Origin of the sequence: Streptomyces sp. NPDC047315 (assembly GCF_040643215.1) — a bacterium.
Lineage (GTDB): Bacteria > Actinomycetota > Actinomycetes > Streptomycetales > Streptomycetaceae > Streptomyces.
In genome coordinates this window covers 323,313-350,053 of the sequence record NZ_JBEYTZ010000001.1, presented here as the reverse complement: position 1 = coordinate 350,053, position 26,741 = coordinate 323,313, and the positions used below count along the sequence as shown (strand labels likewise).

Below are 26,741 nucleotides of genomic sequence, written 5' to 3'. Positions count from 1 at the left end.
AACGCCGTGTCCGGCGCGGCCGTAGTGCTGAATACTGCGGTCATGGCCGGTCCGGTGCGGTGAGCTGGAGGGGACGGTCGCGTGAGCGAGATACCTGGGACGACGGGCGGTGCCGTGTGGCAGAGCAGCCCACCTGGCTCGATCTACGACTACATCAAGGTCGCCTCGTTCTCGATAGGCCCCGACGGGCTGGTCGACCAGTGGAGCGGGCGGGCCGTCGACCTCTTCGGCATCACGGCGTCCGAGGTCAGGGGCCGGGACCCGATCGAGGTGCTGCTGCCCGAGGAGTTGCGCCCGCGCGGCCGGCACCGGGTGCGCGAGATCCTCGACGGCAAGGAGTGGACGGGCCTCGTGCCCTTCCGGCTCCCTGACGCCGACCGCAGCCACGGCCTCGCCGAGGTGTACGTGATGCCGACCGAGACGGAGAGCGGCGAGCGGGCCGCGCTCTGCATCGTCGTGGACGTACGGGCGCTGCGGAGGATCGAAACCGACCTCGCCGCCTCGCAAGCAATTTTCGGCCAATCGCCCTTCGGGTTCGTGCTGTTCGGCACCGACCTGAAGGTGAAGCGGGCCAACGAACGCTTCGCCACCGTCTTCGGCGGCAGTGCGGACGACCACCGCGGGCGCACCGTCCACGACTACCTCACCCGCGGCGAGGCCGACCGGATGACGGCCGCGCTGCGCCGCGTCCTGGAGACCGGCGAGTCCGCGATCGACCTCCAGCTCATCGGTGCGTGTCCCGACACCGCCGAGCGCAGGCACTGGTCCGTCAACCTCTACCGCGTCCACAGCGGCACCGGCCGGACCATCGGAGTGGCCGGGATCGGCACCGATGTGACGCGCCGCCACGTGGCCGCCCGCGAGGCCGCCAGCGCCCGGCGCAACCTCGCCCTCCTGAACGAGGCCAGCGCCCGCATCGGCAACTCCCTCGACCTGGAGGCCACCGCCCGCGAGCTGCTCGACGTCGCCGTCCCCGGCTTCTGCGACCTCGCCTCCGTCGACCTGTACCAGGCGCTGCTCACGGGCGACGCGGCGCCGCCCGAGCGACAGGCCGCCCCGACCGCCGACGGCGGGGGCCGGGGCAGCGCCGCCCTGCGCCGGGTCGCCTTCGCCAGCGCCGTGTCCGACGCGCCGCTGATCACCACCCCGGGTTGCGGCTCCCGTGGCCGTACCCCCACCGCCGTCGGCGAGGTCCACCGCTACGGCGCCGACTCGCCCTGCGCGCAGGCCCTGCGCACCGCGCGGGTGCACGCCATCCCCGCCGAGGACGGCGGGCTCGTGCAGTCCACCCTCGCCGTGCCCCTGGTGGCGCACGAGGTCGTGGTGGGACTGGTGCAGTTCTCCCGTACGAAGGGCAGCGAGCCCTTCGGCGAACGGGACCGGGCGCTCGCGGTCGAACTCGCCGCGCGCGCCGCGGTCTGCATCGACAACGCCCGCCTGTACCGCAGGGAGCACGAGCGCGCCCTCATCCTCCAGCGCAGCCTGCTCCCGCCGGGCGACCCGGAGGCCGCGGGCCTCGACATCGCCTGCCGCTACCTGCCGGGCAACACCACCACCGAGGTCGGCGGCGACTGGTTCGACGTCATCGAACTGCCCGGGCACCGCACGGCGCTGGTCGTCGGCGACGTCATGGGCCGCGGGCTGCGGTCCGCGGTGGCCATGGGCGAGCTGCGCACCGCGGTGCGGACCCTCGCGCTGCTCGACCTGGAGCCGGCCGAGGTGCTGTCCGCGCTGGACGAGATAGCCCGCGGTCTGGGCGGCCCCAGCGGGGCCCAGCAGGGCGCCCGGGCCGCCCACAAGTCCCGCGAGGCCGACCTCTCCGAGGTGTACCTCGCGACCTGCGTCTACGCCGTCTACGACCCGGTCACCCGGCGTTGCACCTTCGCCAACGCCGGCCACCTGCCGCCCGTCCTGGTCGAGCCGGGCGAAGAGGCGCTGCTGTTGGACGTGCCGCCGGGGATGCCGCTGGGCGTGGGCGGGGAGCCGTTCGAGGAGGTCGAGGTCGAACTGCCGGAAGGCGCGCTCCTCGCGCTGTACACGGACGGGCTCGTGGAGTCCCGCGACCATCCGCTGGACGAGGGGCTGCGGGCGTTGCGGGCCGCGATCGCCGCGCCGTGGAAGTCGCGGGTTCAGTTGCCGTCGCAGTCGGCGTCGGCTTCGTCGTCGCCGCCGACGGCGTCGCGTTCCTTGGAGGACGTCTGCGACCACGTGCTCGCCACCCTGGACACCCGGCACGGCGAGGACGACATCGCGCTGCTGATGGCCCAGGTGGGGGGCCTGCCGCCGGACGCGGTGGGGGACTGGACCCTGCCGCGGGAGCCCCGCTCGGTGGGCCGGGCCCGCGAGCTGTCCCGCGGCCTCCTGGTCTCCTGGGACCTGGAGCCGCTGGTCGACACGGTCGAACTGCTGGTCAGCGAGCTGGTCACGAACGCGCTGCGGTACGGGGAGGGCGAGATCCGGTTGCGACTGCTGCGGGATCGCACGCTCGTGTGCGAGGTCTGGGACTCGGGCCTGGTCCAACCGCGGAGGCGGCGGGCGCGGGACACCGACGAGGGCGGTCGCGGTCTGCAACTCGTCGGCCTCCTGAGCGCGGCGTGGGGCTCGCGCCGTACGCCGCGCGGCAAGTCGGTCTGGTTCGAACTCGCCCTCCCGGGCGGGGGCCCGCCGGCGGAGCCCACGGTGGACCAACTCCTCAGCATGTTCTGACCGGCGCCGCCCCGCGCCGCTCCTTGCGGGGCGCGTTGGCCTCCGCGCCCCGGTGGTGTGCTTGCCGCGCAGTTCCTCGCCCAGTGGTGGGGACCTTCGGCGCCCCTGACGGCCGCTCGCCGCAGCCCTGCGGGCGTGTCGGCCGCGTGCGGCCCGGCGGTGTGCTGCTCGCGCAGGTCGGCCCCCTGCGGCGTACGGCCAGCGCCCCTGAAACCTTGGTTCGTCTGCGGGCTGAGTCTGGTTGCTCGCGCAGTTCCTCGCGCCCCTGTTTGGCTTCCCTTGTCGGTCACCTGCAGGTGGTGGTCCCTGGCGTGTCTGCGCCCGTCGCTGGTGCGCCTCGCCAACGCCCGAAGGGCGTGGCAATCAGGGGCGCGGGGAACTGCGCGAGCAACTAGAGACGGGGCGCGGTCGGCGAGCAACGCATGGGCCTACGGCGAGTGGCCGTGAGGGGCGCGGGGAACTGCGCGACAAGCCCACCAGCGGGTCGCAGTCGGCGAACAACGCGTGCGCCCATGGCGAGTGGCCGTCAGGGGCGCTTGAGGTCCCCCACCCCTCCCAGGGCGTAGGTGGGGGTCCCCCACCCCCCGGGGCGTAGGTGGGGGTCCCCCACCCCCCGGGGCGTAGGTGGGGGTCCCCCCACGCCCCCGGGGCGTAGGGGGCGGAACTGCGCGAACAAGTCCCACCGGGCCGCGGAGACCAATGCGCCTGCAGGGTCACGGCGAGAGTGTCTGGGGCACGGGTGGGGGTCCCCCCACGCACGTAGGGGGAGGAACCGCGCGAGCCGGCCGTCACCGGGCCGCGCAGGCCAGCGCGACCGCAGCGGTGCGGCAGGGGCGGCAGGGTCACGGGCCGCGGCGGCGCGGGAGGCAGGGTGGGGTCGAGTCGCGGGAGGGGAAACGCGGACATAGCCTCCCCGTGTGACGCGAATCGCCCCCCGGCTACTCGCCACCGCGCTGGTGGCGGCCTGGGCGCTGGGCAGTCCCGGCCCGCCCGCCACCGCCACGGCCGCCCCCACCCTCGCGCCGCTCGACGACCCCGTCACCCTCGCCCGCGATGGGCAGATCACCGACCGCGTCGGCGCCCTCGGCACCCGTACGGGCGACGTCACGCGCGCGCTCGACCGGCTGTACGACGCCCAGCGGCTCCAGCTCTTCGTCGTCTACGTACGGGACTTCTCCGACCGCACCGCCCAGGACTGGGCCGACGCCACCGCGCGCCGCAACGGGCTCGGCACCGACGACGTGCTGCTGGCCGTCGCCACGCACGAGCGGCAGTACGCGTACTGGGTGGCCGCCGCGTCCCGGCTCACCGACGCCCAGCTCGCCGACGTCGCACGGACCGCGATCGTGCCGCCGCTGCGGCAGCACGACTGGGCCGGCGCCGCGATCGGCGCAGCCGACGGCTACGCCGCGGCGCTCGCCGGGCAGCCGGTGCCCGCGCCCGCCGTCACCCCCGGCGACCCGGACCCCGGCGCCGAGCCCGAGGGAACGGGCGCGGGGGACCTGGTGCTGCCGGTCGGCGTGGCGATCGCGGTCGCCGGCACCGCCGCGTACGCCGCGCTGCGCCGCCGCCAGCGCAGCGCGACCCGCACCACCCCGCAGGGCGGCCGGGCGGGTTGGGGCAGCGGCGCCGACGCCACCGAAGGCCCGCCCCTCAAGGAGCTGGACGCCACCGCCCGGCAGGCGCTCGTCGACACCGACGACGCGCTGCGCACCAGCCAGGAGGAGCTGGGCTTTGCGACGGCGCAGTTCGGGGAAGCCGCGGCGAAACCTTTCGTCGAGGCCGTCGCCCACGCCCGCGAGCAGCTGAACGCCGCGTTCCGGCTGCGCCAACAGCTCGACGACGCGTTCCCGGAGGACGACGCCACGCGCCGCCGCATGCTCACCGAGATCGTCGAGCGCTGCTCGGATGCCGACCGCCGCCTCGACGCGGAGGCGGAGGACTTCGACCGGCTGCGGGACCTGGAGCGCACCGCCCCCGAGGCGTGGGAGGCGGTGCGCGCCGCGTGGGCGGAGCTGGACGGGCGGGCGATCAGCACGGAGGCCGCGTTCGCGGTGATGCAGCAGCGGTACGCGCCCTCCGCGTCCGCGCCGGTCGCGGCCGACCCCGGCCAGGCCCGGGACCGGCTCGTCTTCGCGAAGACCGCCGTCGACCGGGCCCGTACGGCGCTCGGCGGCGCCGACAGCGCGACCGCCGCCGTACAGATCCGCGCGGCCGAAGGCGCACTGGCCCAGGCGACCCGGCTGGTGGAGGCCGTGGACCGGCGGGCGCAGGAGATCGCCGAAGCGGTGGGCGCGCTCCCCGGCGCGCTCACCGAGACGGACAGCGACCTCGCCGAGGCCCGCGGCGTACTGAAGGGCACCGCGCCCGAGGAGTCCACCGCGTCGCTCCAGGGCCGCATCGCCCGCGCGGAGGCCGTGGCCGCGGAGGTGCGCCGCGAGATGGCGGCCGAGCGGTACGACCCCATCGACGCGCTGCGCCGGCTGGACGAGGCCGACGCCGCGCTGGACGAAGCGCTCGCCGGCGCCCGGGCGGCCGACGAGGAGGCGCGGCGGGCGCGGGGACTGCTCGGACAGGCCACGCTGGGGGCGCGCGCCGCGGTGGGTGCGGCGGCGGACTACGTCGCAACGCACCGCGGCGCCGTCGGCAGCGAGGCGCGCACCCGGCTGGCGGAGGCGCAGCGCCGCCTGGAGCTGGCCGAGCGGCCGGCCGCGGGCAGCACGGACGCGCGGCAAGCCCTGGCGGAAGCCCAGCGTGCCGACGCGCTCGCCCGGGAGGCGCAGCGGATCGCCGAGCAGGACGTACGCGCGTACGGAAACCGCTTCGGCCCCGGCGGCGCAGCCGGTACGGGCCTGGGCACCGGCAGCGCGGGCGGCGGCCTGGGCGGCGCGGTCCTCGGCGGGATCATCCTCGGCGGGCTGTTCGGCGGAGGCGGAGGCGGGCGCGGAGGCGGCTTCGGCGGCGGGGGTTACGACGGCCGGCCCGGCCGCTTCGGCGGCAGCGGCACCCGCGGCCGGATGGGCGGGGGGCGTTTCTGACCGTCACGCCGCTGATCGGCACGGCGTCACAAGGAGGAGCACGATGAGCAAGCAGACCATCCTCGGGCGGGTCGCCCAACTGGCGAAGGCCAACATCAACGCCCTGCTGGACCAGGCCGAGGACCCTCAGAAGATGATCGACCAGCTGATCCGGGACTACGCGAACAACATCAGCGAGGCGGAACGCGCCGTCGCGGACACCATCGGCAACCTGCGGCTGATGGAGCAGGACCACGCGGAGGACGTGGCGGCGGCGGGCGAGTGGGGCGAGAAGGCGCTGGCGGCCAGCAAGAAGGCGGACGAGCTGCGCGGGGCGGGGCAGGCCGCGGAGGCGGACCGCTTCGACGGGCTGACCAAGGTCGCGCTGCAACGCCAACTCCAGTCGGAGAAGGAGGCGAAGACGGCGCAGCCGGTGATCGCCGCCCAGACGGAGGTGGTGGCGCAGCTGCGGAGCGGGCTCGACCGGATGAAGGGCAAGCTCTCCGAACTCCAGGCCAAACGGGACGAACTGGTGGCCCGTTCCCGGACCGCGGAGGCGCAGAACCGCATGGTGGACGCGGTCAAGAGCATCGACGTGCTCGACCCGACGAGCGAACTCGGCCGCTTCGAGGACAAGGTCCGCAGGGAGGAGGCGAGGGCGGTGGGCCGCCAGGAGCTCGCGGCGTCGTCCTTGGACGCGCAGTTCGAGGGGCTGGAGGGGTTGGGGGACGCGGCGGAGGTGGAATCACGCTTCGCCGCGCTGAAGTCTGCGGGCTGATGCATGCGGGCCGCGCTTGCTGACGCCCCGCCCGCCTGCGCCGTACCCCTGCGGGCGCGCTGGTCTCTGCGGCCCGGTGGTGGGCTTGTCGCGCAGTTCCTCCCCCTGTGCCCTGCGGACACGGGGGGACCCCAGCGCCCGTGAAACCCTCGTTCGTCTGCGGGCTGAGTCTGGTTGCTCGTGCAGTTCCTCCCCCTGTGCCCTGCGGGCATGGGGGACCCCCACCTACGTCTGGGGGCCCAGCGCCCCTGACGGCCACTCGCCGTAGGCCCATGCGTTGCTCGCCGACCGCGCCCCGTCTGTAGTTGCTCGCGCAGTTCCCCGCGCCCCTGATTGCCACGCCCTTCGGGCGTTGGCGAGACCCACTGCCCGGGGGCGCGATCCGCAGGTGACCGACGGGAGGAGCGAAACAGGGGCGCGGGGAACTGCGCGAACAGCCCACCACCGGGCCGCAGGCGAACGAGGGTTCCAGGGGTGCTGGGGCCCCCGTGCCGCAGGGCACAGGGGGCGGAACTGCGCGAGCAGCCCACCACCGGGCCGCGGAGACCGACGTATCCACGGGGAAACGACGGGGCTGTCCAGGGGCGCGGGGAACTGCGCGACAAGCCCATCACCGGGCGGCGGACGAACGAGGGTTTCAGGGGGTGCTGGGCTCCCCCCACGCCCTCAGGGCACAGGGGGCGGAACTGTGCGAACAAGCCCCACCGGGCCGCGGGCCGCGAACAACCCGAGTGGCCGTTGGGGCACGGGGGCAGAGGAACCGCCCCGCGGCTCGGCGGCGCAGACGGGGCGTGGCCCCGGGCGCAGTCGGGGGCACGCCCCGCGCCCGAGGCCACGGCCCCTTTACTCACCGCGGCGACGGATCTTGTTGCCGAGCCACACCAGCGGGTCGTACTTCCTGTCCACCGCCCGCTCCTTCAGCGGGATCAGCGCATTGTCCGTGATCTTGATGCCCTCGGGGCAGACCTCCGTACAGCACTTGGTGATGTTGCAGTAGCCGAGGCCGTGCTCCTCCTGCGCCGTCCGCTTGCGGTCGAGGCCGGTCTCCGCCGCCGCGTCCAGCGGATGCATGTCCAGCTCCGCCACCCGCATCAGGAAGCGCGGGCCGGCGAACGCTGGCTTGTTCTCCTCGTGGTCGCGCACCACGTGGCAGGTGTCCTGGCACAGGAAGCACTCGATGCACTTGCGGAACTCCTGCGCCCGGTCCACGTCGACCTGCTGCATCCGGTACTCGCCCGCCGCAACCCCCTGCGGGGGGACGAACGAGGGCACCTCGCGCGCCTTGGTGTAGTTGAAGCCCACGTCCGTGACCAGGTCGCGGGTGACGGGGAAGGCCCGTAGCGGGGTCACCGTGATCGTCTCCTCGCGGGAGAAGACGGACATCCGCGTCATGCACATCAGCCGCGGCCGGCCGTTGACCTCCGCGCTGCACGAACCGCACTTGCCCGCCTTGCAGTTCCAGCGCACCGCGAGGTCGGGCGCCTGGGTCGCCTGGAGGCGGTGGATGATGTCCAGGACGACCTCGCCGTCGTGGACCTCGACGGAGAAGTCCCGCAGTTCGCCGCCGTCCTGGTCACCCCGCCACACCCTGAAGCTGGCCTGGTACGCACTCACTCGTAGAGCTCCTCTTCGGCGAGGTACTTGACCAGCTCCTCCTTCTCGAAGAGGGCGAGCAGGTCGGGTCGGATGGGGTCGGTGGTCCTGCGTTCCAGGGTGATCTGCGGGGCGCCGGGGTCGCTGGCCGTACGGGCGCCGGTCGGGTCGACCAGTCGGCACAGCAGGTTCGCCCGTCGCCAGGAGCGGTCCATCTCGGGGTGGTCCTCGCGGGTGTGGCCGCCGCGGCTCTCGGTGCGTTCCAGGGCAGCGCGCGCCACGCACTCGCTGACCAGCAGCATGTTCCGCAGGTCCAGGGCGAGGTGCCAGCCGGGGTTGAACTGGCGGTGGCCCTCGACGACGGCCCGGCGGGCGCGCACCCGCAACTCGGCCAGCCGCTCCAGCGCCTGCCGCATCTCGCCGTCCCGGCGGATGATGCCTACCAGGTCGTTCATCGTCTGCTGGAGTTCCTGGTGGACGGCGTACGGATTCTCCACGCCGCCGCCGGAGGGCTCCTCGCCCGCGTCGGCACCGGCGCCGAACGGCCGCAGCGCCTCCTGCGCCGCCGTGTCGATCTGCGCCTCGTCCACCACGGCGCGCCGTTCGCCCGCCTCCCGGGCGTACTGCGCGGCGTGCAGCCCCGCCCGCCGTCCGAAGACGAGCAGGTCGGAGAGGGAGTTGCCGCCGAGCCGGTTGGAGCCGTGCATGCCGCCCGCGACCTCACCCGCCGCGTACAGCCCGGGCACTCCCACCGCCGACGCGGTGTCGGAGTCGACGGCCACGCCGCCCATCACGTAGTGGCAGGTCGGCCCGACCTCCATCGCCTCCGCGGTGATGTCCACGTCCGCCAGCTCCTTGAACTGGTGGTACATCGACGGCAGTCGCCGCCGGATCACCTCGGCCGGCATCCGCGTGGACACGTCGAGGAAGACTCCGCCCGCCGGCGAGCCGCGGCCCGCCTTCACCTCGGAGTTGATGGCGCGGGCCACCTCGTCGCGGGGGAGCAGTTCGGGCGGGCGCCGGTTGTGGTCCGGGTCCTCGTACCAGCGGTCGCCCTCCTCCTCCGTCTGCGCGTACTTCTCCTTGAAGACGTCGGGGACGTAGTCGAACATGAACCGCTTGCCATCGGAGTTGCGCAGCACCCCGCCGTCGCCGCGCACCGACTCGGTGACGAGGATGCCCTTCACCGACGGCGGCCAGACCATCCCGGTGGGGTGGAACTGCACGAACTCCATGTTCAGCAGGGGTGCGCCGGCGAGCAGGGCGAGTGCGTGGCCGTCGCCGGTGTACTCCCAGGAGTTCGAGGTGACCTTGAAGGACTTGCCGATGCCGCCGGTGGCCAGCACCACCGCGGGCGCCTCCAGGACGAAGAAGCGACCGGACTCCCGCTCGTAGCAGAAGACGCCGGTGACCCGGTCGCCGTCCTTGAGGACGCGGGTGACGGTGCACTCCTGGAAGACCTTCAGCCGGGACTCGTAGTCACCGGTCTCGGCCGCGTCCTCCTGCTGGAGGGAGACGACCTTCTGCTGGAGGGTGCGGATCAGTTCGAGGCCGGTGCGGTCGCCGACGTGCGCGAGGCGGGGGTACTCGTGGCCGCCGAAGTTGCGTTGGGAGATCTTGCCGTCGGCGGTGCGGTCGAAGAGCGCGCCCCAGGTCTCCAGCTCCCACACCCGGTCGGGGGCCTCCTGCGCGTGCAGTTCGGCCATCCGCCACTGGTTGAGGAACTTCCCGCCGCGCATGGTGTCGCGGAAGTGGACCTGCCAGTTGTCGCCGGAGTTCACGTTGCCCATGGAGGCGGCGATGCCGCCCTCCGCCATCACGGTGTGGGCCTTGCCGAAGAGGGACTTGCAGATCACGGCGGTACGGGCGCCCTGCTGACGCGCCTCGATGGCGGCGCGCAGGCCGGCGCCCCCCGCGCCGACCACCACGACGTCCCACTGCTGGCGTTCGAGTTGCGTCATGTCAGAAGAACCTCGGATCGTCGATGGCGCCGGACGCGAGTAGGTACACGTAGAAGTCGGCGACGGCGACGCTGATCAGCGAGGCCCACGCCAGCTGCATGTGCCGGCCGTTGAGCCGGCTGACCCAGCCCCACATGCGGTAGCGGACCGGATGCTTCGAGAAGTGCTTGAGCCGTCCGCCGACGATGTGCCGACAGGAGTGGCAGGACAGGGTGTACGCCCAGATCAGCCCGATGTTGACGAGGAAGATCAGGGTGCCGAGGCCCATGTGGCCCCAGTCGTAGTCCTCGTCGCGGAAGGTCAGCACGGTGTCGTAGGTGAGCACCACGGCGACCAGCAGCGCCGCGTAGAAGAAGTACCGGTGGATGTTCTGCAGGATCAGCGGGAAACGGGTCTCACCGGAGTACGCGCGGTGCGGCTCCGCCACCGCGCAGGCGGGCGGCGAGGCCCAGAAGCCCCGGTAGTACGCCTTGCGGTAGTAGTAGCAGGTCAGCCGGAAGCCCAGCGGGAAGATCAGGATCAGCAGCGCGGGCGACAGGCCCCACCAGCTGCCGACGATCCCCCAGTCCGTGCCGGCCTTCATCGGGACGCAGTCCTCGGCCAGGCAGGGGGAGTAGAAGGGCGACACGTACGGCGCGGAGTAGTAGTCGGCGCCGGAGAACGCCCGCCAGGTCGAGTAGACGACGAAGGCGAGCAGCCCCGCCGCGGTCGCCGCGGGGGACAGCCACCAGCGGTCGGTCCGCAGGTGGCGCGGGGCGATGGCGGCGCGCGACGGGTCGTGCACACCCGTCCGCGCGCCCGCCTTCGGGCCCGAGGGCCCGTCCGTATGGACTTGTGATGGTTCGGTACCAGTGGCCAACGAAGGTCTCCTAGGGAGCGCGGCGGTCTCGGACGCCCAGCCCCTCGTCGTCGGAGTCCGTCCACAGCGCGGAGTCGTACGGCGCGTCCGGGATGGTCACCAGCTCCTGGCGGTCCCCGGCCCGGTCGGTGGTGAGGCGGGTGCCGCGGGGCCGCCCGGCCACGCCGCTCAGTCGGTCGACGGTGCGTTCCAGCTCTCCGACGCGCTGGACGAGGTCGTCGAGACGGCGCGAAATCGCGATCAGGTCTTCCTGCTGGGACATGACGTGTCCTCACTTCCGCAGGGTGCGGTGGCGTCGCTCATGCGCCTGCGAGTGTTGCGCGTCACATCCCTGCTTGTGAAGGGACGTGCGGGGATTGCTGGCGTACGGGCTACGAGTGCGCCCCTGGTTGTCTGGTTCTCACTCCCTCCATTTTGTCCCTTGGTGAGCGATTCGTTACGTATATCGGTGGGCCGGCTGGGTGACCTTGTGCGCCGGTAGCGCCGTGTCGACGCCACCGTGTGCGCTTCGTCCACTTCAGTGGATCGGAGTCGGTGTGATCGGTGTGATGATCGTGAAAGGTGGACCCATGGCCCAGGCCCGGACCTCCCAGACCTTCCGGTCCCGGACGCTGCGCTCCGTGGCCCTGCTGACCGGCTCGGTCCTCGCGGTGCCGGCGCTCGCCGGGTGCGGCGCCGACGAGGAGGAGCTGACGGGACGGGCCGCGGCCCAGGACATCGCGCAGACCGTGCGCCAGAAGGTGGGCGAAGGCGGCACCCTGCGCTGGGCCGTCGACTCCATGCCGACCACGCTGAACGCCTTCCAGGCCGACGCCGACGCCGCCACCGCCCGGGTCGCCCAGGCCGTGCTCCCCGCGCTGTTCACCCTGGACCCCAAGGGCCGCCCCCAGCGCAACCCCGACTTCCTGGAGTCCGCCGAGGTCATCGAGCGCGAGCCCAAGCAGGTGGTGCTCTACAAGCTCAACCAGAAGGCCGTGTGGAGCGACGGCCGGGAGATCGGCGCACCCGACTTCGTCTCCCAGTGGCGGGCGCTCAGCGGCCAGAACACCGCGTTCTGGACCGCGCGCAACGCCGGGTACGACCGGATCGAGGAGATCCAGAAGGGCGCCAACGACCTGGAGGTCAGGGTCACCTTCAAGAAGCCGTACGCCGACTGGCGCTCCCTCTTCACCCCGCTCTACCCCAAGGACGTCACCGGCGCGCCGAACGCCTTCAACGACGGGGCGCGCAACACCATCAAGGCCACCGCCGGCCCCTTCATCCTGGGCGCGGTGGACCGCAAGAAGAAGGACGTCACCCTGGTCCGCAACCCCCGCTGGTGGGGCGACCAGCCCAAGCTGGACGCGCTGGTGCTCAGCGCCGTGCCGCGCGACAAGCGGGCCGGCGCGCTGGCCAGCGGAAAGGTCGACGTGGCCGAGGTCGACCGGGCCACCGCGGACCGCATCGCGCTGGCCGTACGGAACAAGTCCACCGGCGGTCAGCAGCCCGGGCACGGCCCCGCCGCGGCCCAGACCCCCTCCAAGGCGCTCAAGTCCTGGGCGCTCGCCAACGGCTCCGACGAGGAGGTCGCGGAGATCGCCCAGGCCGCGCGGGAGGAGAACGCGGAGGCCATCGAGCGGTACGCGGTCGAGCAGGCCGGGCTGCGCGGCTTCGCCGTCCGCAAGACCCTGGAGCCCGCGTACACCCAGCTCGCCCTGAACGGCGAGTCCGGGCCGCTCGCCGACGACCGGGTGCGACGGGCGGTGGCCCGGGCGCTGGACCGCAAGGAATTGGCCGAGATCGTTCTCCGCCCGCTGGGGCTGCCGGCGAAGCCGCCCGGCAGCCACCTCGCGCTGGAGGGCCAGCGCGACTACACCGACAACAGCGGTGCGCTCGGCGAGCAGAACACGCAGGAGGCGCAGGCGCTGCTCGCGGACGCCGGCTGGACGCCCGGCGGCGCGGTCAAGAAGCCCGTACCGGCGAAGGCGGGCCCCAGCGGATCCGCGTCGGCGTCCCCCTCCGAGGGCGCGGAGGAGTCCTCCGACGGGAAGAACCCCGGACGGGAGGCGGCCACCGGCGCCGTGAAGAAGCGCCAGGACGGCCCCTCCCACGAGGGCCTGTACATCGTCGGCGACGAGGGGACCGGCGACGGCACGCGCGTCCTGGCGCCCGCGCCCGTCTCGTACGAGGACCTGTCCGTGCAGCACCGCGTCATGGCGGTCGACGCGAAGGACGCGGCGGACGAGAAGGACGGGCAGGAAGAGAAGAAGGGCGGCAAGGGCGCCGCCGGTGCGTACGCCCCCGCCGGCACCGCCGCGCCCGTGGCTGCGGGCGGACGCGTCGGCAAGGACGGCAAGGCGCTCTCGCTGCGCTTCGTACTGCCGTCGGGGCCCGGGTCGGAGTCGCTGCGCGCGGTGGGCGAGCGGATCGCCCAGATGCTGAAGCGGATCGGCGTCCAGACGCAGATCACCAAGGTCTCCGACGAGAGCTACTTCCGGGACCACATCGCCTCGGGCCAGTACGACCTCGCGCTGTACTCCTGGCCGGCCACCGCGTACCCCGCGACGGACGCCCGCCCGATCTACGCCAAGCCCGAGCCGGCGAGCGACGGCTCGCTGCTGGTGGAGCAGAACTACACCCGCGTCGGTACGGACTACATCGACCAGCTCTTCGACCAGGCGGCGGGGGAACTGGACGAGGAGGAGGCGCGCGACCTGGTGCGCCGGACGGACTCGCGGATCTGGGCCGCGGCGGGCTCGATCCCCCTGTACCAGCGGCCGGAGCTGGTGGCGACGCGGCCGGCGGTCCTGAACGCGGGGGCGTTCGGCTTCGCGACGCCGAGGTTCCAGGACATCGGGTTCACGCCGGCGGCGGCGAAGAAGGCGGGGCCGCCGCCGGTGCTGCCGAAGCCGTCGCCGAGCGGGGAGGCGGGCGCGGAGTCCGAGGACGCCGAAGACGCCTCCTCGGACGAGTAGCCCCCCGCCCGCCCGGGCGGCCCGGCCCGGACCTCTCTCCGTGGCTCCCCGGAGCGCTGCCCCCTGCGGCCCCGGTGGTGGGCTGGTCGCCCGGTTCCTCGCGACCTTGGAGACCCCCGCCGTTCCCCTGCGGGTCCGCTGACCTCTGCGGCCCGGTGGGTGGTTCTCGCGCAGTTCCGCCCCCTATGCCCGGAGGGCATGGGGGGACCCCCAGCACCCCTACAGGTCCTCGCCGTACCCCTGCGGGAGCGTTGTTCACCGCGGCCCGGTGGTGGGCTTGTCGCGCAGTTCCCCGCGCCCCTGCTTCGCTGCCCCCGCCGTATGTCTGCGGGCTGGGGCAGAGGTCTTTAGGGGCGCGGGGAACTGCGCGACAAGCCACCCACCGGGCCGCAGAGGTCAGCGGACCCGCAGGGTTACGGCGGGGATGTCCAGGGGGCGAGGAACCGCGCGCACCAATGCTCCCGTAGGCGGGCTGGGTGAACCCTGGGGATACCGGGGGTAACGGGGTGTGACCTCGGAGAAGCTCAGATGTCGCTCAAAAGTGCTTGCTCGCCGTGACACCGCGCGGCAGGATCGGATCCGGCCTCCCCACAGCCCACCCAAACCCCGCCCCGCAACCCTCCCGAACCCCTCCCGAACCCTCCCGTTCCGGACCGGGAGGCCCCGGATCCCGCGGGCCCGTACCATGGGACGAGCCGTGGGCGTTCGCCCCGGTGGGCGTCAGAGAGAAGAAGCGCAGCCCTTCACGAACGCCGCATCCCACGATCGAGAGAAGCGCCAGCCAGCATGCCCACCCGCTCCGATATTCGTAACGTCGCCATCGTCGCCCACGTCGACCACGGCAAGACCACGCTCGTCGACGCCATGCTGAAGCAGGCCGGCGCCTTCGCCGCGCACCAGCAGGTCGACGACCGGGTCATGGACTCGAACGACCTGGAGCGTGAGAAGGGCATCACGATCCTCGCCAAGAACACGGCGGTGAAGTACCACCCGAAGGCCGGCGGCGCCCCCGTCACGATCAACATCATCGACACCCCCGGCCACGCCGACTTCGGCGGCGAGGTCGAGCGCGGCCTGTCCATGGTCGACGCCGTCGTGCTGCTCGTCGACGCCTCCGAGGGCCCCCTCCCGCAGACCCGGTTCGTCCTGCGCAAGGCCCTCCAGGCCCGGATGCCGGTGATCCTGTGCATCAACAAGACGGACCGCCCGGACTCCCGCATCGACGAGGTCGTCAACGAGACGTACGACCTCTTCCTCGACCTGGACGCCGACGAGGACCAGATCGAGTTCCCGATCGTCTACGCGTGCGCCCGTGACGGCGTCGCCTCGCTCACCAAGCCCGCCGACGGCACGGTCCCCGCCGACAGCGACAGCCTGGAGCCCTTCTTCTCCACGCTCCTGGAGTACGTGCCGGCTCCCGAGTTCGACGAGTCCGCCCCGCTCCAGGCCCACGTCACCAACCTGGACGCGGACAACTTCCTCGGCCGCATCGCGCTCCTCCGCGTCGAGCAGGGCGAGCTGCGCAAGGGCCAGAACGTCGCCTGGATCAAGCGCGACGGCTCCGTCTCCAACGTCCGCATCAGCGAGCTGATGATGACCGAGGCGCTCACCCGCAAGCCCGCCGAGGTCGCCGGCCCCGGTGACATCTGCGCCGTCGCCGGCATCCCGGACATCATGATCGGCGAGACCCTGGCCGACCCGGAGAACCCGGTCGCGCTGCCGCTGATCACGGTCGACGAGCCCGCGATCTCCATGACCGTCGGCACCAACACCTCGCCGCTGGTCGGTCGGGGCGGCACCGGCAAGGGCGCCGACAACAAGGCCGCGGTCAAGGACCGCAAGGTCACCGCCCGCCAGGTCAAGGACCGCCTGGACCGCGAGCTGGTCGGCAACGTGTCGCTGCGCGTGCTGGAGACCGAGCGCCCGGACGCCTGGGAGGTGCAGGGTCGCGGCGAGCTCGCACTCGCCATCCTGGTCGAGCAGATGCGCCGCGAGGGCTTCGAGCTGACCATCGGCAAGCCCCAGGTGGTCACCAAGGACGTCGACGGCAAGGTCCACGAGCCCGTCGAGCGGATGACGATCGACGTGCCCGAGGAGCACATGGGTGCCGTCACCCAGCTCATGGGCGTCCGCAAGGGCCGGATGGACAACATGTCCAACCACGGTTCCGGCTGGGTGCGCATGGAGTTCGTGGTCCCCTCCCGCGGTCTGATCGGCTTCCGTACGGAGTTCCTGACCAACACCCGCGGCACGGGCATCGCCCACTCCATCCACGAGGGCCACGAGCCCTGGTTCGGCACCTTGAGCACCCGCAACAACGGTTCGCTGGTCGCCGACCGCTCCGGCGCGGTCACCGCCTTCGCGATGACCAACCTCCAGGAGCGCGGCGTCCTCTTCGTCGACCCGGGCACCGAGGTCTACGAGGGCATGATCGTCGGCGAGAACTCCCGCTCCGACGACATGGACGTGAACATCACCAAGGAGAAGAAGCTCACCAACATGCGCTCCTCCTCGGCCGACTCCTTCGAGGCGATCGTGCCGCCGCGCAAGCTCTCGCTGGAGCAGTCGCTGGAGTTCTGCCGGGACGACGAGTGCGTCGAGGTGACCCCGGAGTCCGTTCGCATCCGCAAGGTGAACCTGGACGCCCGGGAGCGCGCCCGCGCGGCCTCTCGCGCCAAGCACGGCTGATTTTCGCCCCTGCCGGTCCACCCCGCCGGGCCCGCCTACGGCCCGGCGGATCGACCACGAGTGGCGTAACGGACATATCACAACAAAGTAAACGGCTCGGGCGACCCCGCAAGTTGGGGTCGCCCGAGCCGTTTGCTGATGTCCGGGGGGTGGAAGACTGGGTGACTGAAGCCCGATCAGGGGCCGGGCGTCAACAGGTTTTCCTACCGAGGCTGTCCGACTATCGGGCGTAGCTCACCGGAAACCTGTATTAACAGTCCGTTTCGGGGGTGTCTGTCTGCGATCCCTTTGTCCGAATTTTGGGCCTCAAGGGCTGACTGATGTTGCCAAAACGAGATGCTTTAAGTGTGGTTTACGGCGTGAACTTACCCAATAGTTGGCTTCACTGAGCTCGGGTCAACGGGTCATGCGCTGTGGGGAGCGCCGACTCACGAGCACACTCGGGGCACTTGGGTGCGATCGCCGTCAGGGGTGTCGGCGTACCGCGTAACTCGACGTGTCCCTTATGCAGTGACAAGTGAACTCATGAGGAGGACCCCATGCGTGGTGCCATAAGCGCCGAATGGGTCGTGCGTGCGATAGTGATCCCCATGGGGGCTGAGCGATCGTGACGAGCTCAGCGCACACCAAGGACGCACAGACGTCCGTGGTCCTGGACGACGCGGAGATCGAGCCCAAGAGCCCGGCGCCGCAGGCCAAGGACCCCGTCGGGCTCTCTCCCGGCCAGCTCATGTGGCGACGGTTCAAGCGTGACCGCATCGGAGTCCTCTCCGCCTGCATCGTCATCTTCTTCTTCGTCATCGCCGCCCTCGCGCCCGTGATCGCCAAGGTGTACGGCAAGAACCCGTACACGCTCTACGGGCAGGACAATCCCGAGCTGCTCGACGAGTTCAGCATTCCGACCGGGACCTTCGGCGGGGTCACCGGCGACCACTGGTTCGGCATCGAGCCCATCCTGGGCCGTGACGTGTTCACCCAGCTCCTGTACGGCATGCGTACCTCCATCTACACCGCGCTCGCGGCGACCATCGTCATGGTGACGGTCGGCGTGCTGATCGGTCTGATCGGCGGGTACTTCGGCGGAAAGATCGACTACTGGCTCGGCCGGTTCACCGACTTCCTGTTGGGCTTCCCCAGCCAGCTGTTCTTCATCGCCTCCATGCCCGTCATCACGGCTGCCTTCGTCAGCCCCGAGGACGCCACTCCCACCTGGTTGCGTGCCACCGCGATCATCGTGGTGCTCTCGTTCCTGGGCTGGATGGGCCTGTCCCGGCTGATCCGTGCCGCGTCCCTCTCCCTGCGCGAGCGGGAGTTCGTGGAGGCGGCCAAGGTCGCGGGGGCTTCGCCCTGGCGGATCATCCGCAAGGAACTGCTGCCCAACCTGGTCACACCGATTCTCGTGCAGGCCACCCTGATGCTGCCCGCCACGATTCTCTCGGTGGCCTTCCTCTCCTACGTGGGTGTCGGGTTCGTCGAGCCCACCCCCGACTGGGGCCGGATGTTCGCCAACGGTGCGGACGTCTACGAGCAGGACCCGGCGTACATGTTCTTCCCGGGTATCGCGATGGTCGTCTTCGTCGTGTCCTTCAACCTGCTGGGCGACTCGGTACGGGACGCCTTCGACCCCAAGTCGGGACGCTGACCCTCCCACTGCGGACAGTTTGCCGCTCAGGCTCCGGTGTCGACCGGTCGAACGGTCGGCGCTGTTGGATCACTACGGACAGATAGGTCTCATCACCATGAGCATCTTTGGCACGCGCAAGGCGCGCGCTGTCGTCGTCGCCCTGGCGGCGGGCTCGCTGGCCCTCACGGGCTGCGGCAGCAACGACGGCGGCGACTCCAAGGACAAGGGCAAGAGCAAGGAGGACGCGGCCAAGCAGTCCGCGGCCGTCAGCTTCGGCGACGCCAAGGCGTCCACCGGCCCCGCCGCCCCCATTCCGGGCGCCAAGCCCGGTGGCACCATCGCCATCTACCAGGCGGACGACTTCTCCCACCTCGACCCGGCGCAGAGCTACGTCAGCGACGCGCGTCTGCTGGGCCGTCTGATCCACCGCGGTCTGACGCAGTACCAGGAGGACGAGAACGGCAAGCTGACGGTGGTCGGCGACATCGCCACCGACTCCGGCTCCAGCACCGACGGCGGCAAGACCTGGAAGTTCACGCTCAAGGACGGCATCAAGGACTCCGCCGGCAACGTCATCACCTCCGAGGACGTCCGCCACACCATCGAGCGCATGTACGCGCCGTTCATCACCGACGGCCCGCTCTACATCCAGCAGTGGCTCTCCGGTGAGGGCACCACCTACCGCAAGGCGCTCCCGGACGGCCCGTACAAGGGCGCCAAGCTGCCGGACGACGTCCTGGAGACCCCGGACGCGAAGACGGTCATCTTCAAGTTCAAGGAGGCCCAGCCGGACCTCCCGCAGGCGCTGGCGATGACCGGCTACTCCATCGTCCCCAAGAAGGCGGACACCAAGGACAAGTACGACATGGGGCCGGTCTCCCTGGGTCCGTACACGTTCGACGTCTCCAACTTCAAGCCGGGCAAGTCGGCGAAGCTGGTCAAGAACCCGAACTGGGACCCGAAGACCGACTCGGTCCGCTACCAGTACGTGGACGGCTTCAACGTCTCCTTCAACCAGGACGACGAGGCCCAGACCAAGGCGATCCACTCCGACCGCGGCGAGGCGGCCAACGCCATCCAGCTGACCGGCACGGTCGCCACGACCCAGGTCCGCAACGTCATGTCGGACGCCAAGGCCAAGGCCCGCACCATCCAGGGCTACCAGCCCTACGTCTGGCAGCTGAACTTCAACCTCGACCGGATGAAGGACAAGAAGGTCCGCGACGCCATCACCCTGGCGATGCCGAACCAGAACATCTTCCAGCCTGACGGCGGTGCCTACGGCGGCGAGGTCGCGACCGGTCTGCTCGCCCCGACCCTGCCGGGCTTCGAGAAGGACTACGACCCGTTCGGCAAGGCCAAGAAGCCCAACGGTGACATCGAGGCCGCCAAGAAGCTGATCAAGGAGGCGAACGCCGAGGGCCTGAAGGTCACCTACGCGTACGCCAACACCCCCAAGCGCCAGCAGCAGTCGGTCGTCATCGAGAACGCTCTGAAGAAGATCGGTCTCAACGTCCAGAAGAAGGAGATCGACGGCGCCACCTGGTACGAGCAGGTCGGCAAGGTCAACAACGGTCTCGACCTCTACATGACCGGCTGGGGCCAGGACTGGCCGGCGGCGTCCACCGTCATCCCGCCGCTGTACGACGGCAAGCAGCTGCAGGACGGCTCCTCGGTCTACTCGCACATCAACGACCCCAAGGTCAACGATGAGATCGCCCGGATCAAGAAGATCACGGACCCGGCCGAGGCCCAGAAGGCGTGGACCGCGCTGCACCACGACATCGTGGAGCGCATCAACCCGGCTGCCCCGCTGTACTTCACCCGGTCGCTGCAGATCCAGGGCTCGAACGTCGGCGGAGCGCGCTACTCCAACGAGCTGAGCGCGATCGACGTGACGCGCCTCTTCCTCAAGAAGTAGTCACCGCCCAGCGCGCGGGCCGGCTCCGGGGGGTGCACACAACAGTGCGGCACCCCCCGGAGCGCGGGCCCTCCCGTTCGTACCCCCCAAAGCCGCCGTCCTGAGAGCAGCGACCAGCCATGCTTCAATTCATCATTCGTCGGACGCTTGGCGCTGGCCTGATCCTCTTTCTGATCAGCGCGTTCACGTTCTTCATGTTCTTCGCCATCCCACAGGATCCAGCGCTGCTGGCGTGCGGAAAGAACTGCACCCCCGACGCCCTTGAGGTCATCCACAAGAATCTCGGCCTCGACGACCCGGTGCCCGTGCAGTTCTGGAACTACATGGTCGGGATCTTCGCCGGTCGTGACTTCGCGGTCGGTCACTGCTCGGCCCCCTGCTTCGGCGTCTCCTTCGACAACCAGCAGATGGTCTGGGACACGATCCTCGACCGCCTCCCGCTGACGATCTCGCTCTCGGCCGGTGGCCTCCTGGTCTTCCTGACCGTCGGCCTGGGCGCCGGCATGATCGCCGCCGCGCGCCGCGGCACCGCGGTCGACAAGTTCTTCAGCGGCAGCTCGCTCGTCCTGTCCTCGCTGCAGATCTACTTCCTCGGCCCGGTCGTGATGGGCATCTTCGTCTACAGCTCCGGCCTGTTGGACAAGCCCCAGTACGTGCCGTTCTCCGAGGACATCGGCGGCTGGTTCATGGGCCTGCTGATCCCCTGGTGCGTGATGTCGGTCATCTTCACCGCCAACTACACGCGTATGTCCCGCTCGACGATGATCGAGCAGCTCCAGGAGGAGCACGTGCGCGCGGCCCGGGCCAAGGGCATGTCGAGCAAGTACGTCTTCTTCCGCTACGCCTGGCGCGGTTCGCTCACCCCGATCGTCACCATCCTCGGCATCGACCTCGGCGCGCTCTTCGGCGGCGCCATGGTCACCGAACTCACCTTCGGCCTCGCCGGCCTCGGCCGACTGGCGCGCGACTCGGTCATCGACAAGGACCTGCCGCTCACCATGGGCGTGATGATCTTCAGCGCCGCCCTGATCCTCTTCTTCAACATCATCGTGGACGCCCTGTACGCCCTCATCGACCCGCGCGTGCGCCTGTCCTAGGAGAACGACCGTGACCACTCTCACCAAGACCGAAGGTGCTCCGGCTCCGAACGATTCGAAGCCGTTCCTCTCGGTGCGCGACCTGAGTGTCCAGTTCTCCACCGAGGACGGCGTCGTCAAGGCGGTGGACGGGCTCTCGTTCGACCTCCAGCGCGGCAAGACGCTCGGCATCGTCGGCGAGTCCGGCTCCGGCAAGTCGGTGACCAACCTGACGATCCTGGGCCTGCACAACCGGAAGAACACCGCCATCGGCGGCTCCATCGAGCTCGAAGGCCAGGACCTGACGAGCGCGTCGGAGAAGCAGCTGGAGACGCTGCGCGGCAACAAGATGGCGATGATCTTCCAGGACGCGCTGACCGCCCTGTCGCCGTACTACACGATCGGCCGGCAGATCTCGGAGCCGTTCCGCAAGCACACCGGTGCGAGCAAGAAGGAGGCCCGGGACCGGGCCATCGAAATGCTCGGCAAGGTCGGCATCCCCGACCCCAAGGCCCGGGTGGACGACTACCCGCACCAGTTCTCCGGCGGCATGCGCCAGCGCGCGATGATCGCCATGTCGCTGGTGTGCAACCCCCAGCTGCTGATCGCCGACGAGCCGACCACCGCGCTCGACGTGACGGTCCAGGCGCAGATCCTCGACCTGCTCAAGGACCTCCAGCAGGAGTTCGGCTCCGCGATCATCCTGATCACCCACGACCTGGGCGTGGTCGCGAACACCGCCGACGACCTGCTGGTGATGTACGCCGGGCGGGCCGTGGAGCGGGGCTCCGTGCGCCAGGTGCTCAAGGAGCCCCAGCACCCCTACACCTGGGGTCTGCTCGGGTCGATGCCGAGACTGTCGGCCGGGGTGGACGAACCGCTGCAGCCCATCCCGGGCTCGCCGCCGAGTCTGCTCAACCCGCCGACGGGCTGCCCGTTCAACCCGCGGTGCGCCCACGTCGAGCTGGTGGCCGGCGACCGGTGCACGAGCGAGCGTCCGCCGCTGCCGGACGGGCGCGCGGCTGCGTGCCACATCCCGGCGGACGCGCGGCAGCAGGTTTTCATCGAGAGGATTCAGCCCCGCCTGGGCTGACTGACCCGGCGACTGGGGTATGACCATGAGCGAGAACACCAAGACCACGGCGGCGGCCGACGCGACCCCGCAGCAGCGCGACCGGACGTCGTCCGAGCCGCTGATGCAGGTGCAGGGGCTGACCAAGCACTTCCCCATCAAGGGCGGATTCCCGATCAAGCGGGTCGTGGGCGCCGTCCAGGCCGTCGACAACGTCGACCTGGACATCTACCCGGCCGAGAGTCTCGGCCTGGTGGGCGAGTCCGGCTGCGGCAAGTCGACCACCGGTCGACTGCTGACCCGGCTCCTCGAACCCACCGGCGGCAAGATCAACTACCAGGGCCGGGACATCACGCACGCGAGCCGCAAGCAGCTCGCGCCGATCCGGTCCGAGATCCAGATGATCTTCCAGGACCCGTACGCCTCGCTGAACCCGCGGCAGACGGTCGGCACGATCATCTCCAGCCCGATGGAGATCAACGGGATCAACCCGACCGGCGGCCGGGAGAAGCGGGTCCGCGAGCTCATGGAGTTCGTCGGGCTCAACCCGGAGCACTTCAACCGCTTCCCGCACGAGTTCTCCGGCGGTCAGCGCCAGCGCATCGGCGTGGCCCGGGCGCTCGCCCTCGAACCGAAGCTGATCGTGGCGGACGAGCCCGTCTCGGCGCTGGACGTCTCCATCCAGGCGCAGGTGGTGAACCTGCTCCAGGACCTCCAGCGGGACCTGGGCATCGCGTTCGTGTTCATCGCGCACGACCTGGCCGTGGTGCGGCACTTCTCGCAGCGCGTCGCGGTGATGTACCTGGGCAAGGTGGTGGAGGTCGCCGACCGCGACTCCCTCTACAACCGGCCGCGTCACCCGTACACCCACGCGCTGCTGTCGGCGGTGCCGGAGGTGGACGTCGACGGGGACAAGAAGGAGCGCATCCGCCTCGCCGGCGACGTGCCCTCGCCGATCGCCCCGCCGTCCGGCTGCCGGTTCCGCACGCGGTGCTGGAAGGCGCAGGACAAGTGCGCGACGGAGGCGCCGCCGTTGGTGCAGCTGGACGGGAACAGGGACGGGCACCTGACGGCGTGCCACTTCCCGGAGGACCCGTCGACGGAGGCGCGTGCGGAGGACATCGTGCTGGACCCGGCGCTGGCGGCGCTGGAGGACGAGCAGAAGTAGCTCGCTGGTGTGGTTCGGGCCGGCCCCGGTCGCGATTCGTCGCGCCGGGGCCGTTTGCCCTCCGGGCGGGTCGGCGAACTCACTGCGGGTCGCGTGACGGCGTCGCTGCCGCGCCTTGTGCGCGTGTGGTTCCCCGCGACCTGGTGGGTGGCTTGCCGGGTAGTTTCGCGTCCTCGGTTGCGACGCCCCTGGACATACTCGCCGTAGCCCCGCGGCACGTTGGTCGCTGCGGCCTGGTGGGTGGCTTGTCGCTTCCGCCCCCTGTGCCCCTGGACATCCCCGCCGTTCCTCTGCGGGCACATTGGTCTCTGCGGCCCGGTGGGTGGTTGCTCGCGCAGTTCCCCGCGCCCCTGATTGCCCACGCCCTGCGGGCGTAGGGGCAAACCCCGTGCGCATCCCGCAGATGACAGACGGGGGTAGCGAATCAGGGGCGCGGGGAACTGCGCGACAAGCCACAATGTGCCCGCGGAGACCAACGTGCCCGCAGGGTTACGGCGGGTTTGTCAGGGGCGCGAGGAACTGCGCGAACAAGTCCCACCGGGTCGCAGGGACCAAGGTGCCCGCGGGGATACGGCGAGGAGGTCCCGGGGGCCGGGCGTCGGGAAAACCGGTTGAGGGGGGGCGTGGGGGCGCCCACAGTGGGGGGATGGACGCGCATAACGTACGGGCCGCCACGCTCGAAGACGTCGCTCTCGTCACCGACCTCCTCAACGCCGTCGACATCCTCGAAGTCGGTCGCGCCGAGACCGACCTCGTCTCCGTGCGCGCCGACCTCTCCCACGCCGACGCCGACCTCCCGCGCAACTCCTGGCTCGGCTTCGTCGGCGACCGACTCGTGGTCTACGGGCTGCTGTGGGACGACTCCGCCGCCGAGCGCATCGACATGGACCAGTACGGGCTGCCGGAGCACCAGGACCTCGCCGAAGAGGTCATGGCGCTCATGGAGGCGCGGGCCGTCGAGAAGGCCGGGGAGAACGGCGCCGAGCGGGCCGTGGTACACCTCAGCGTGAACGTGAACCCGACCATGGACCTCGCCATGCTCGGCCGTCGCGGCTGGAAGCCGGTCCGCCGCTACTACGTGATGACCCGCCAGCTCGCCCCGGACACGGACCCGCAGCCCACCCCGCCGCCCGGGCTGACCCTGCGGGACTGTCAGGACGAGGCCGACCGCCGCATCGCGCACGCCCTGCTCCAGGAGACCTTCGCCGACCACTACGACCACCAGGACCGCTCGTACGAGAAGTGGCTCGACGACCTCGGCGAGCTGGTCGACTGGTCGATGTTGTGGATCGCCTCGCTGGACGGCGAGGACGTCGCCGCCCTGGTCACCTCCAACCACCGCAAGGCCCACGCCTGGATCAACGCCCTGGGCGTGCGCCGGCAGGTGCGCGGGAAGGGCGTCGGCGGCTTCCTGCTGCGGCACGCCTTCGCCACGTACGCCGCACTCGGCCGCGACCAGATCGGCCTCGGCGTGGACACCGACAACGAGACGGGCGCGCTGCGGCTGTACGAGGCGCACGGCATGAGCCAGTACTTCGCGGTGGACACCTGGGAGGTCACCCTGCCCGTGCCCAGGGGGTGACACCTCCACCGTTCGGGTGAGCTGACATGCGGTGCGCCCCGTTATGCGGTGATATTCGGTCCTAGACGACGGCGGGATCCAGGACCGAGGAGGCACCGGATGCGGGGAGCCGTGCACGCCAGCAGGATCGTCGCCGCGACGGTCGTCACCCTTGCGGCGGCGACCCTGACGGCCTGCGGCGGCGGGGCGCAGGACCTCGGCAGCGGCTCCGACGGCGTCGTCCGCTCCTCCTGGGGCGACCCGCAGAACCCCCTGGAGCCCGCCAACACCAACGAGGTGCAGGGCGGCAAGGCCCTCGACCTGCTCTTCCGCGGCCTCAAGCGGTACGACCCGAAGACCGGGCGCGCCGACGACATGCTCGCCGAGAAGATCGAGACCACCGACTCCACCACGTTCTTCGTCACCGTGAAGGACGGCTGGACCTTCAGCAACGGCGAGAAGGTCACCGCCCGCTCCTTCGTGGACGCCTGGAACTACGGCGCGTACCTGAAGAACAACCAGAAGAACGCGTACTTCTTCGGCTACATCGAGGGCTACGACCAGGTCCACCCGGCCAGCGGCGAACCCACCGCCACCACCCTGTCCGGGCTGACCGTCACCGGCGAGCGCACCTTCACCGTCAAGCTCAGCCAGAAGTTCTCCACCTGGCCCGACACCCTCGGCTACAACGCCTTCGCCCCGCTGCCCAGGACCTTCTACGACGACCACGCGGGCTGGCTCGCCAAACCCGTCGGCAACGGCCCGTACGCCGTGAAGTCGTACGTCCGCGGCTCCCAGATGTCCCTGCGCCGCTGGGACGGCTACCCGGGCCCCGACAAGCCCGTCAACGGCGGCGTCGACCTACGGGTCTACACCGACAACAACACCGCCTACACCGACCTCGTAGCCGGCAACCTCGACCTCGTCGACGACGTCCCCGCCGCCCAGCTGCGCAACGTCAAGAAGGACCTCGGCGACCGCTACATCAACACCCCGGCCGGCATCATCCAGACCCTGGCCTTCCCCTTCTACGACGAGCGGTGGAACACCCCGCAGGGCAACAAGATGCGCACTGGCCTGTCCATGGCCATCAACCGCGACGAGATCACCTCCCGGATCTTCCGCGGCACCCGCACCCCCGCCAAGGACTGGACGTCCCCGGTCCTCGGCGTCCAGGGCGGCTTCAGCGAGACCCTGTGCGGCGCCGCCTGCACCTACGACCCCGCCAGGGCGAAGAAGCTGGTCGCCGAGGGCGGCGGCATCCCCGGCGGCACGATGAAGATCTCGTACAACGCCGACACCGGCTCCCACAAGGAGTGGGTCGACGCCGTCTGCAACAGCATCAACAACGCGCTCGGCAACGACCGCGCCTGCGTCGGCAACCCCATCGGCACCTTCGCCGACTTCCGCAACCAGATCACCCAGTCCAAGATGTCCGGCCCCTTCCGCGCCGGCTGGCAGATGGACTACCCCCTCATCCAGAACTTCCTCCAGCCGCTCTACTACACCGGCGCCTCGTCCAACGACGGCAAGTGGAGCAACGAGGACTTCGACCGGCTGGTGGACCAGGCGAACGCCGAGTCCGACCCCGCGCAGGCCGTCCGGACGTTCCAGCAGGCCGAGGAGGTCGTACGCGACCAGATGGCCGCGATCCCGCTCTGGTACCAGAACGGCAGCGCCGGCTACTCCCCGCGCGTCTCGAACGTCGCGCTCAACCCCTTCAGTGTCCCGGTCTACAACCAGATCAAGGTCGCCTGACGGCG

General features: G+C 70.8%; 16 protein-coding genes. 12 read left to right on the top strand and 4 right to left on the bottom strand.

Features of this window, described 5'->3' with window-relative positions; translation table 11 throughout:
• Nucleotides 1-81 precede the first annotated feature (81 nt).
• The 3 genes from ABZ842_RS01520 (at nucleotide 82) to ABZ842_RS01510 (ending at nucleotide 6,501) form a co-directional block, all read left to right on the top strand.
• Nucleotides 82-2,706: a SpoIIE family protein phosphatase gene (locus ABZ842_RS01520; protein ID WP_361529724.1), complete on the top strand. Its 2,625-nt coding sequence runs from the start codon at nucleotides 82-84 to the stop codon at nucleotides 2,704-2,706.
• A 971-nt stretch (nucleotides 2,707-3,677) separates the two neighbouring features.
• Nucleotides 3,678-5,744, top strand: coding sequence for a TPM domain-containing protein (locus ABZ842_RS01515; protein ID WP_361529996.1), 2,067 nt, complete (start codon nucleotides 3,678-3,680; stop codon nucleotides 5,742-5,744).
• A gap of 43 nt (nucleotides 5,745-5,787) precedes the next feature.
• The gene (locus ABZ842_RS01510) at nucleotides 5,788-6,501 is read left to right on the top strand and encodes a PspA/IM30 family protein (RefSeq protein WP_361529721.1); all 714 of its coding nucleotides are present in this window, start codon (nucleotides 5,788-5,790) and stop codon (nucleotides 6,499-6,501) included.
• An 843-nt stretch (nucleotides 6,502-7,344) separates the two neighbouring features.
• Here ABZ842_RS01510 and ABZ842_RS01505 read toward each other — a convergent pair.
• From ABZ842_RS01505 to ABZ842_RS01490, 4 genes are all read right to left on the bottom strand, one after another.
• Nucleotides 7,345-8,115, bottom strand: a complete 771-nt coding sequence (locus tag ABZ842_RS01505; protein ID WP_361529718.1) for a succinate dehydrogenase/fumarate reductase iron-sulfur subunit — start codon at nucleotides 8,113-8,115, stop codon at nucleotides 7,345-7,347.
• Nucleotides 8,112-10,055: a fumarate reductase/succinate dehydrogenase flavoprotein subunit gene (locus tag ABZ842_RS01500; protein WP_361529715.1), complete on the bottom strand. Its 1,944-nt coding sequence runs from the start codon at nucleotides 10,053-10,055 to the stop codon at nucleotides 8,112-8,114. Before ABZ842_RS01500 ends, ABZ842_RS01505 begins: the two co-directional genes overlap by 4 nt.
• A gap of 1 nt (nucleotide 10,056) precedes the next feature.
• The gene (locus ABZ842_RS01495) at nucleotides 10,057-10,839 is read right to left on the bottom strand and encodes a hypothetical protein (protein ID WP_361529712.1); all 783 of its coding nucleotides are present in this window, start codon (nucleotides 10,837-10,839) and stop codon (nucleotides 10,057-10,059) included.
• Nucleotides 10,840-10,924: 85 nt separating this feature from the next.
• Entirely contained in the window at nucleotides 10,925-11,176 is a 252-nt protein-coding gene (locus tag ABZ842_RS01490) for a hypothetical protein (RefSeq protein ID WP_361529709.1), read from the bottom strand.
• Between the two features lie 307 nt (nucleotides 11,177-11,483).
• Here ABZ842_RS01490 and ABZ842_RS01485 point away from each other — a divergent pair, with 307 nt between their 5' ends.
• From ABZ842_RS01485 to ABZ842_RS01445, 9 genes are all read left to right on the top strand, one after another.
• Nucleotides 11,484-13,868 (top strand): ABC transporter family substrate-binding protein, encoded by a 2,385-nt coding sequence (locus tag ABZ842_RS01485; protein ID WP_361529706.1) that lies wholly within the window; start codon nucleotides 11,484-11,486, stop codon nucleotides 13,866-13,868.
• Between the two features lie 786 nt (nucleotides 13,869-14,654).
• Nucleotides 14,655-16,556 carry a translational GTPase TypA gene (typA, locus tag ABZ842_RS01480; protein ID WP_361529703.1) on the top strand — a complete coding sequence of 634 codons (1,902 nt, stop codon included), beginning with the start codon at nucleotides 14,655-14,657 and terminating at the stop codon, nucleotides 16,554-16,556.
• Between the two features lie 667 nt (nucleotides 16,557-17,223).
• On the top strand, nucleotides 17,224-18,198 hold the full coding sequence (locus ABZ842_RS01475) for an ABC transporter permease (protein ID WP_361529993.1): 975 nt from the start codon (nucleotides 17,224-17,226) through the stop codon (nucleotides 18,196-18,198).
• A gap of 97 nt (nucleotides 18,199-18,295) precedes the next feature.
• Nucleotides 18,296-20,101: an ABC transporter substrate-binding protein gene (locus ABZ842_RS01470; protein ID WP_361529700.1), complete on the top strand. Its 1,806-nt coding sequence runs from the start codon at nucleotides 18,296-18,298 to the stop codon at nucleotides 20,099-20,101.
• Nucleotides 20,102-20,220: 119 nt separating this feature from the next.
• The gene (locus ABZ842_RS01465; RefSeq protein ID WP_361529697.1) at nucleotides 20,221-21,198 is read left to right on the top strand and encodes an ABC transporter permease; all 978 of its coding nucleotides are present in this window, start codon (nucleotides 20,221-20,223) and stop codon (nucleotides 21,196-21,198) included.
• 10 nt (nucleotides 21,199-21,208) lie between these two features.
• Nucleotides 21,209-22,270 (top strand): ABC transporter ATP-binding protein, encoded by a 1,062-nt coding sequence (locus ABZ842_RS01460; protein WP_361529694.1) that lies wholly within the window; start codon nucleotides 21,209-21,211, stop codon nucleotides 22,268-22,270.
• A gap of 25 nt (nucleotides 22,271-22,295) precedes the next feature.
• Nucleotides 22,296-23,417, top strand: coding sequence for a dipeptide ABC transporter ATP-binding protein (locus ABZ842_RS01455; protein ID WP_361529691.1), 1,122 nt, complete (start codon nucleotides 22,296-22,298; stop codon nucleotides 23,415-23,417).
• Nucleotides 23,418-24,063: 646 nt separating this feature from the next.
• A complete protein-coding gene (locus tag ABZ842_RS01450) occupies nucleotides 24,064-24,999 on the top strand; it encodes a GNAT family N-acetyltransferase (RefSeq protein WP_361529688.1) in 936 nt (311 codons plus the stop codon).
• Nucleotides 25,000-25,098: 99 nt separating this feature from the next.
• Nucleotides 25,099-26,736 (top strand): ABC transporter substrate-binding protein, encoded by a 1,638-nt coding sequence (locus ABZ842_RS01445; protein ID WP_361529685.1) that lies wholly within the window; start codon nucleotides 25,099-25,101, stop codon nucleotides 26,734-26,736.
• Nucleotides 26,737-26,741: the final 5 nt, after the last annotated feature.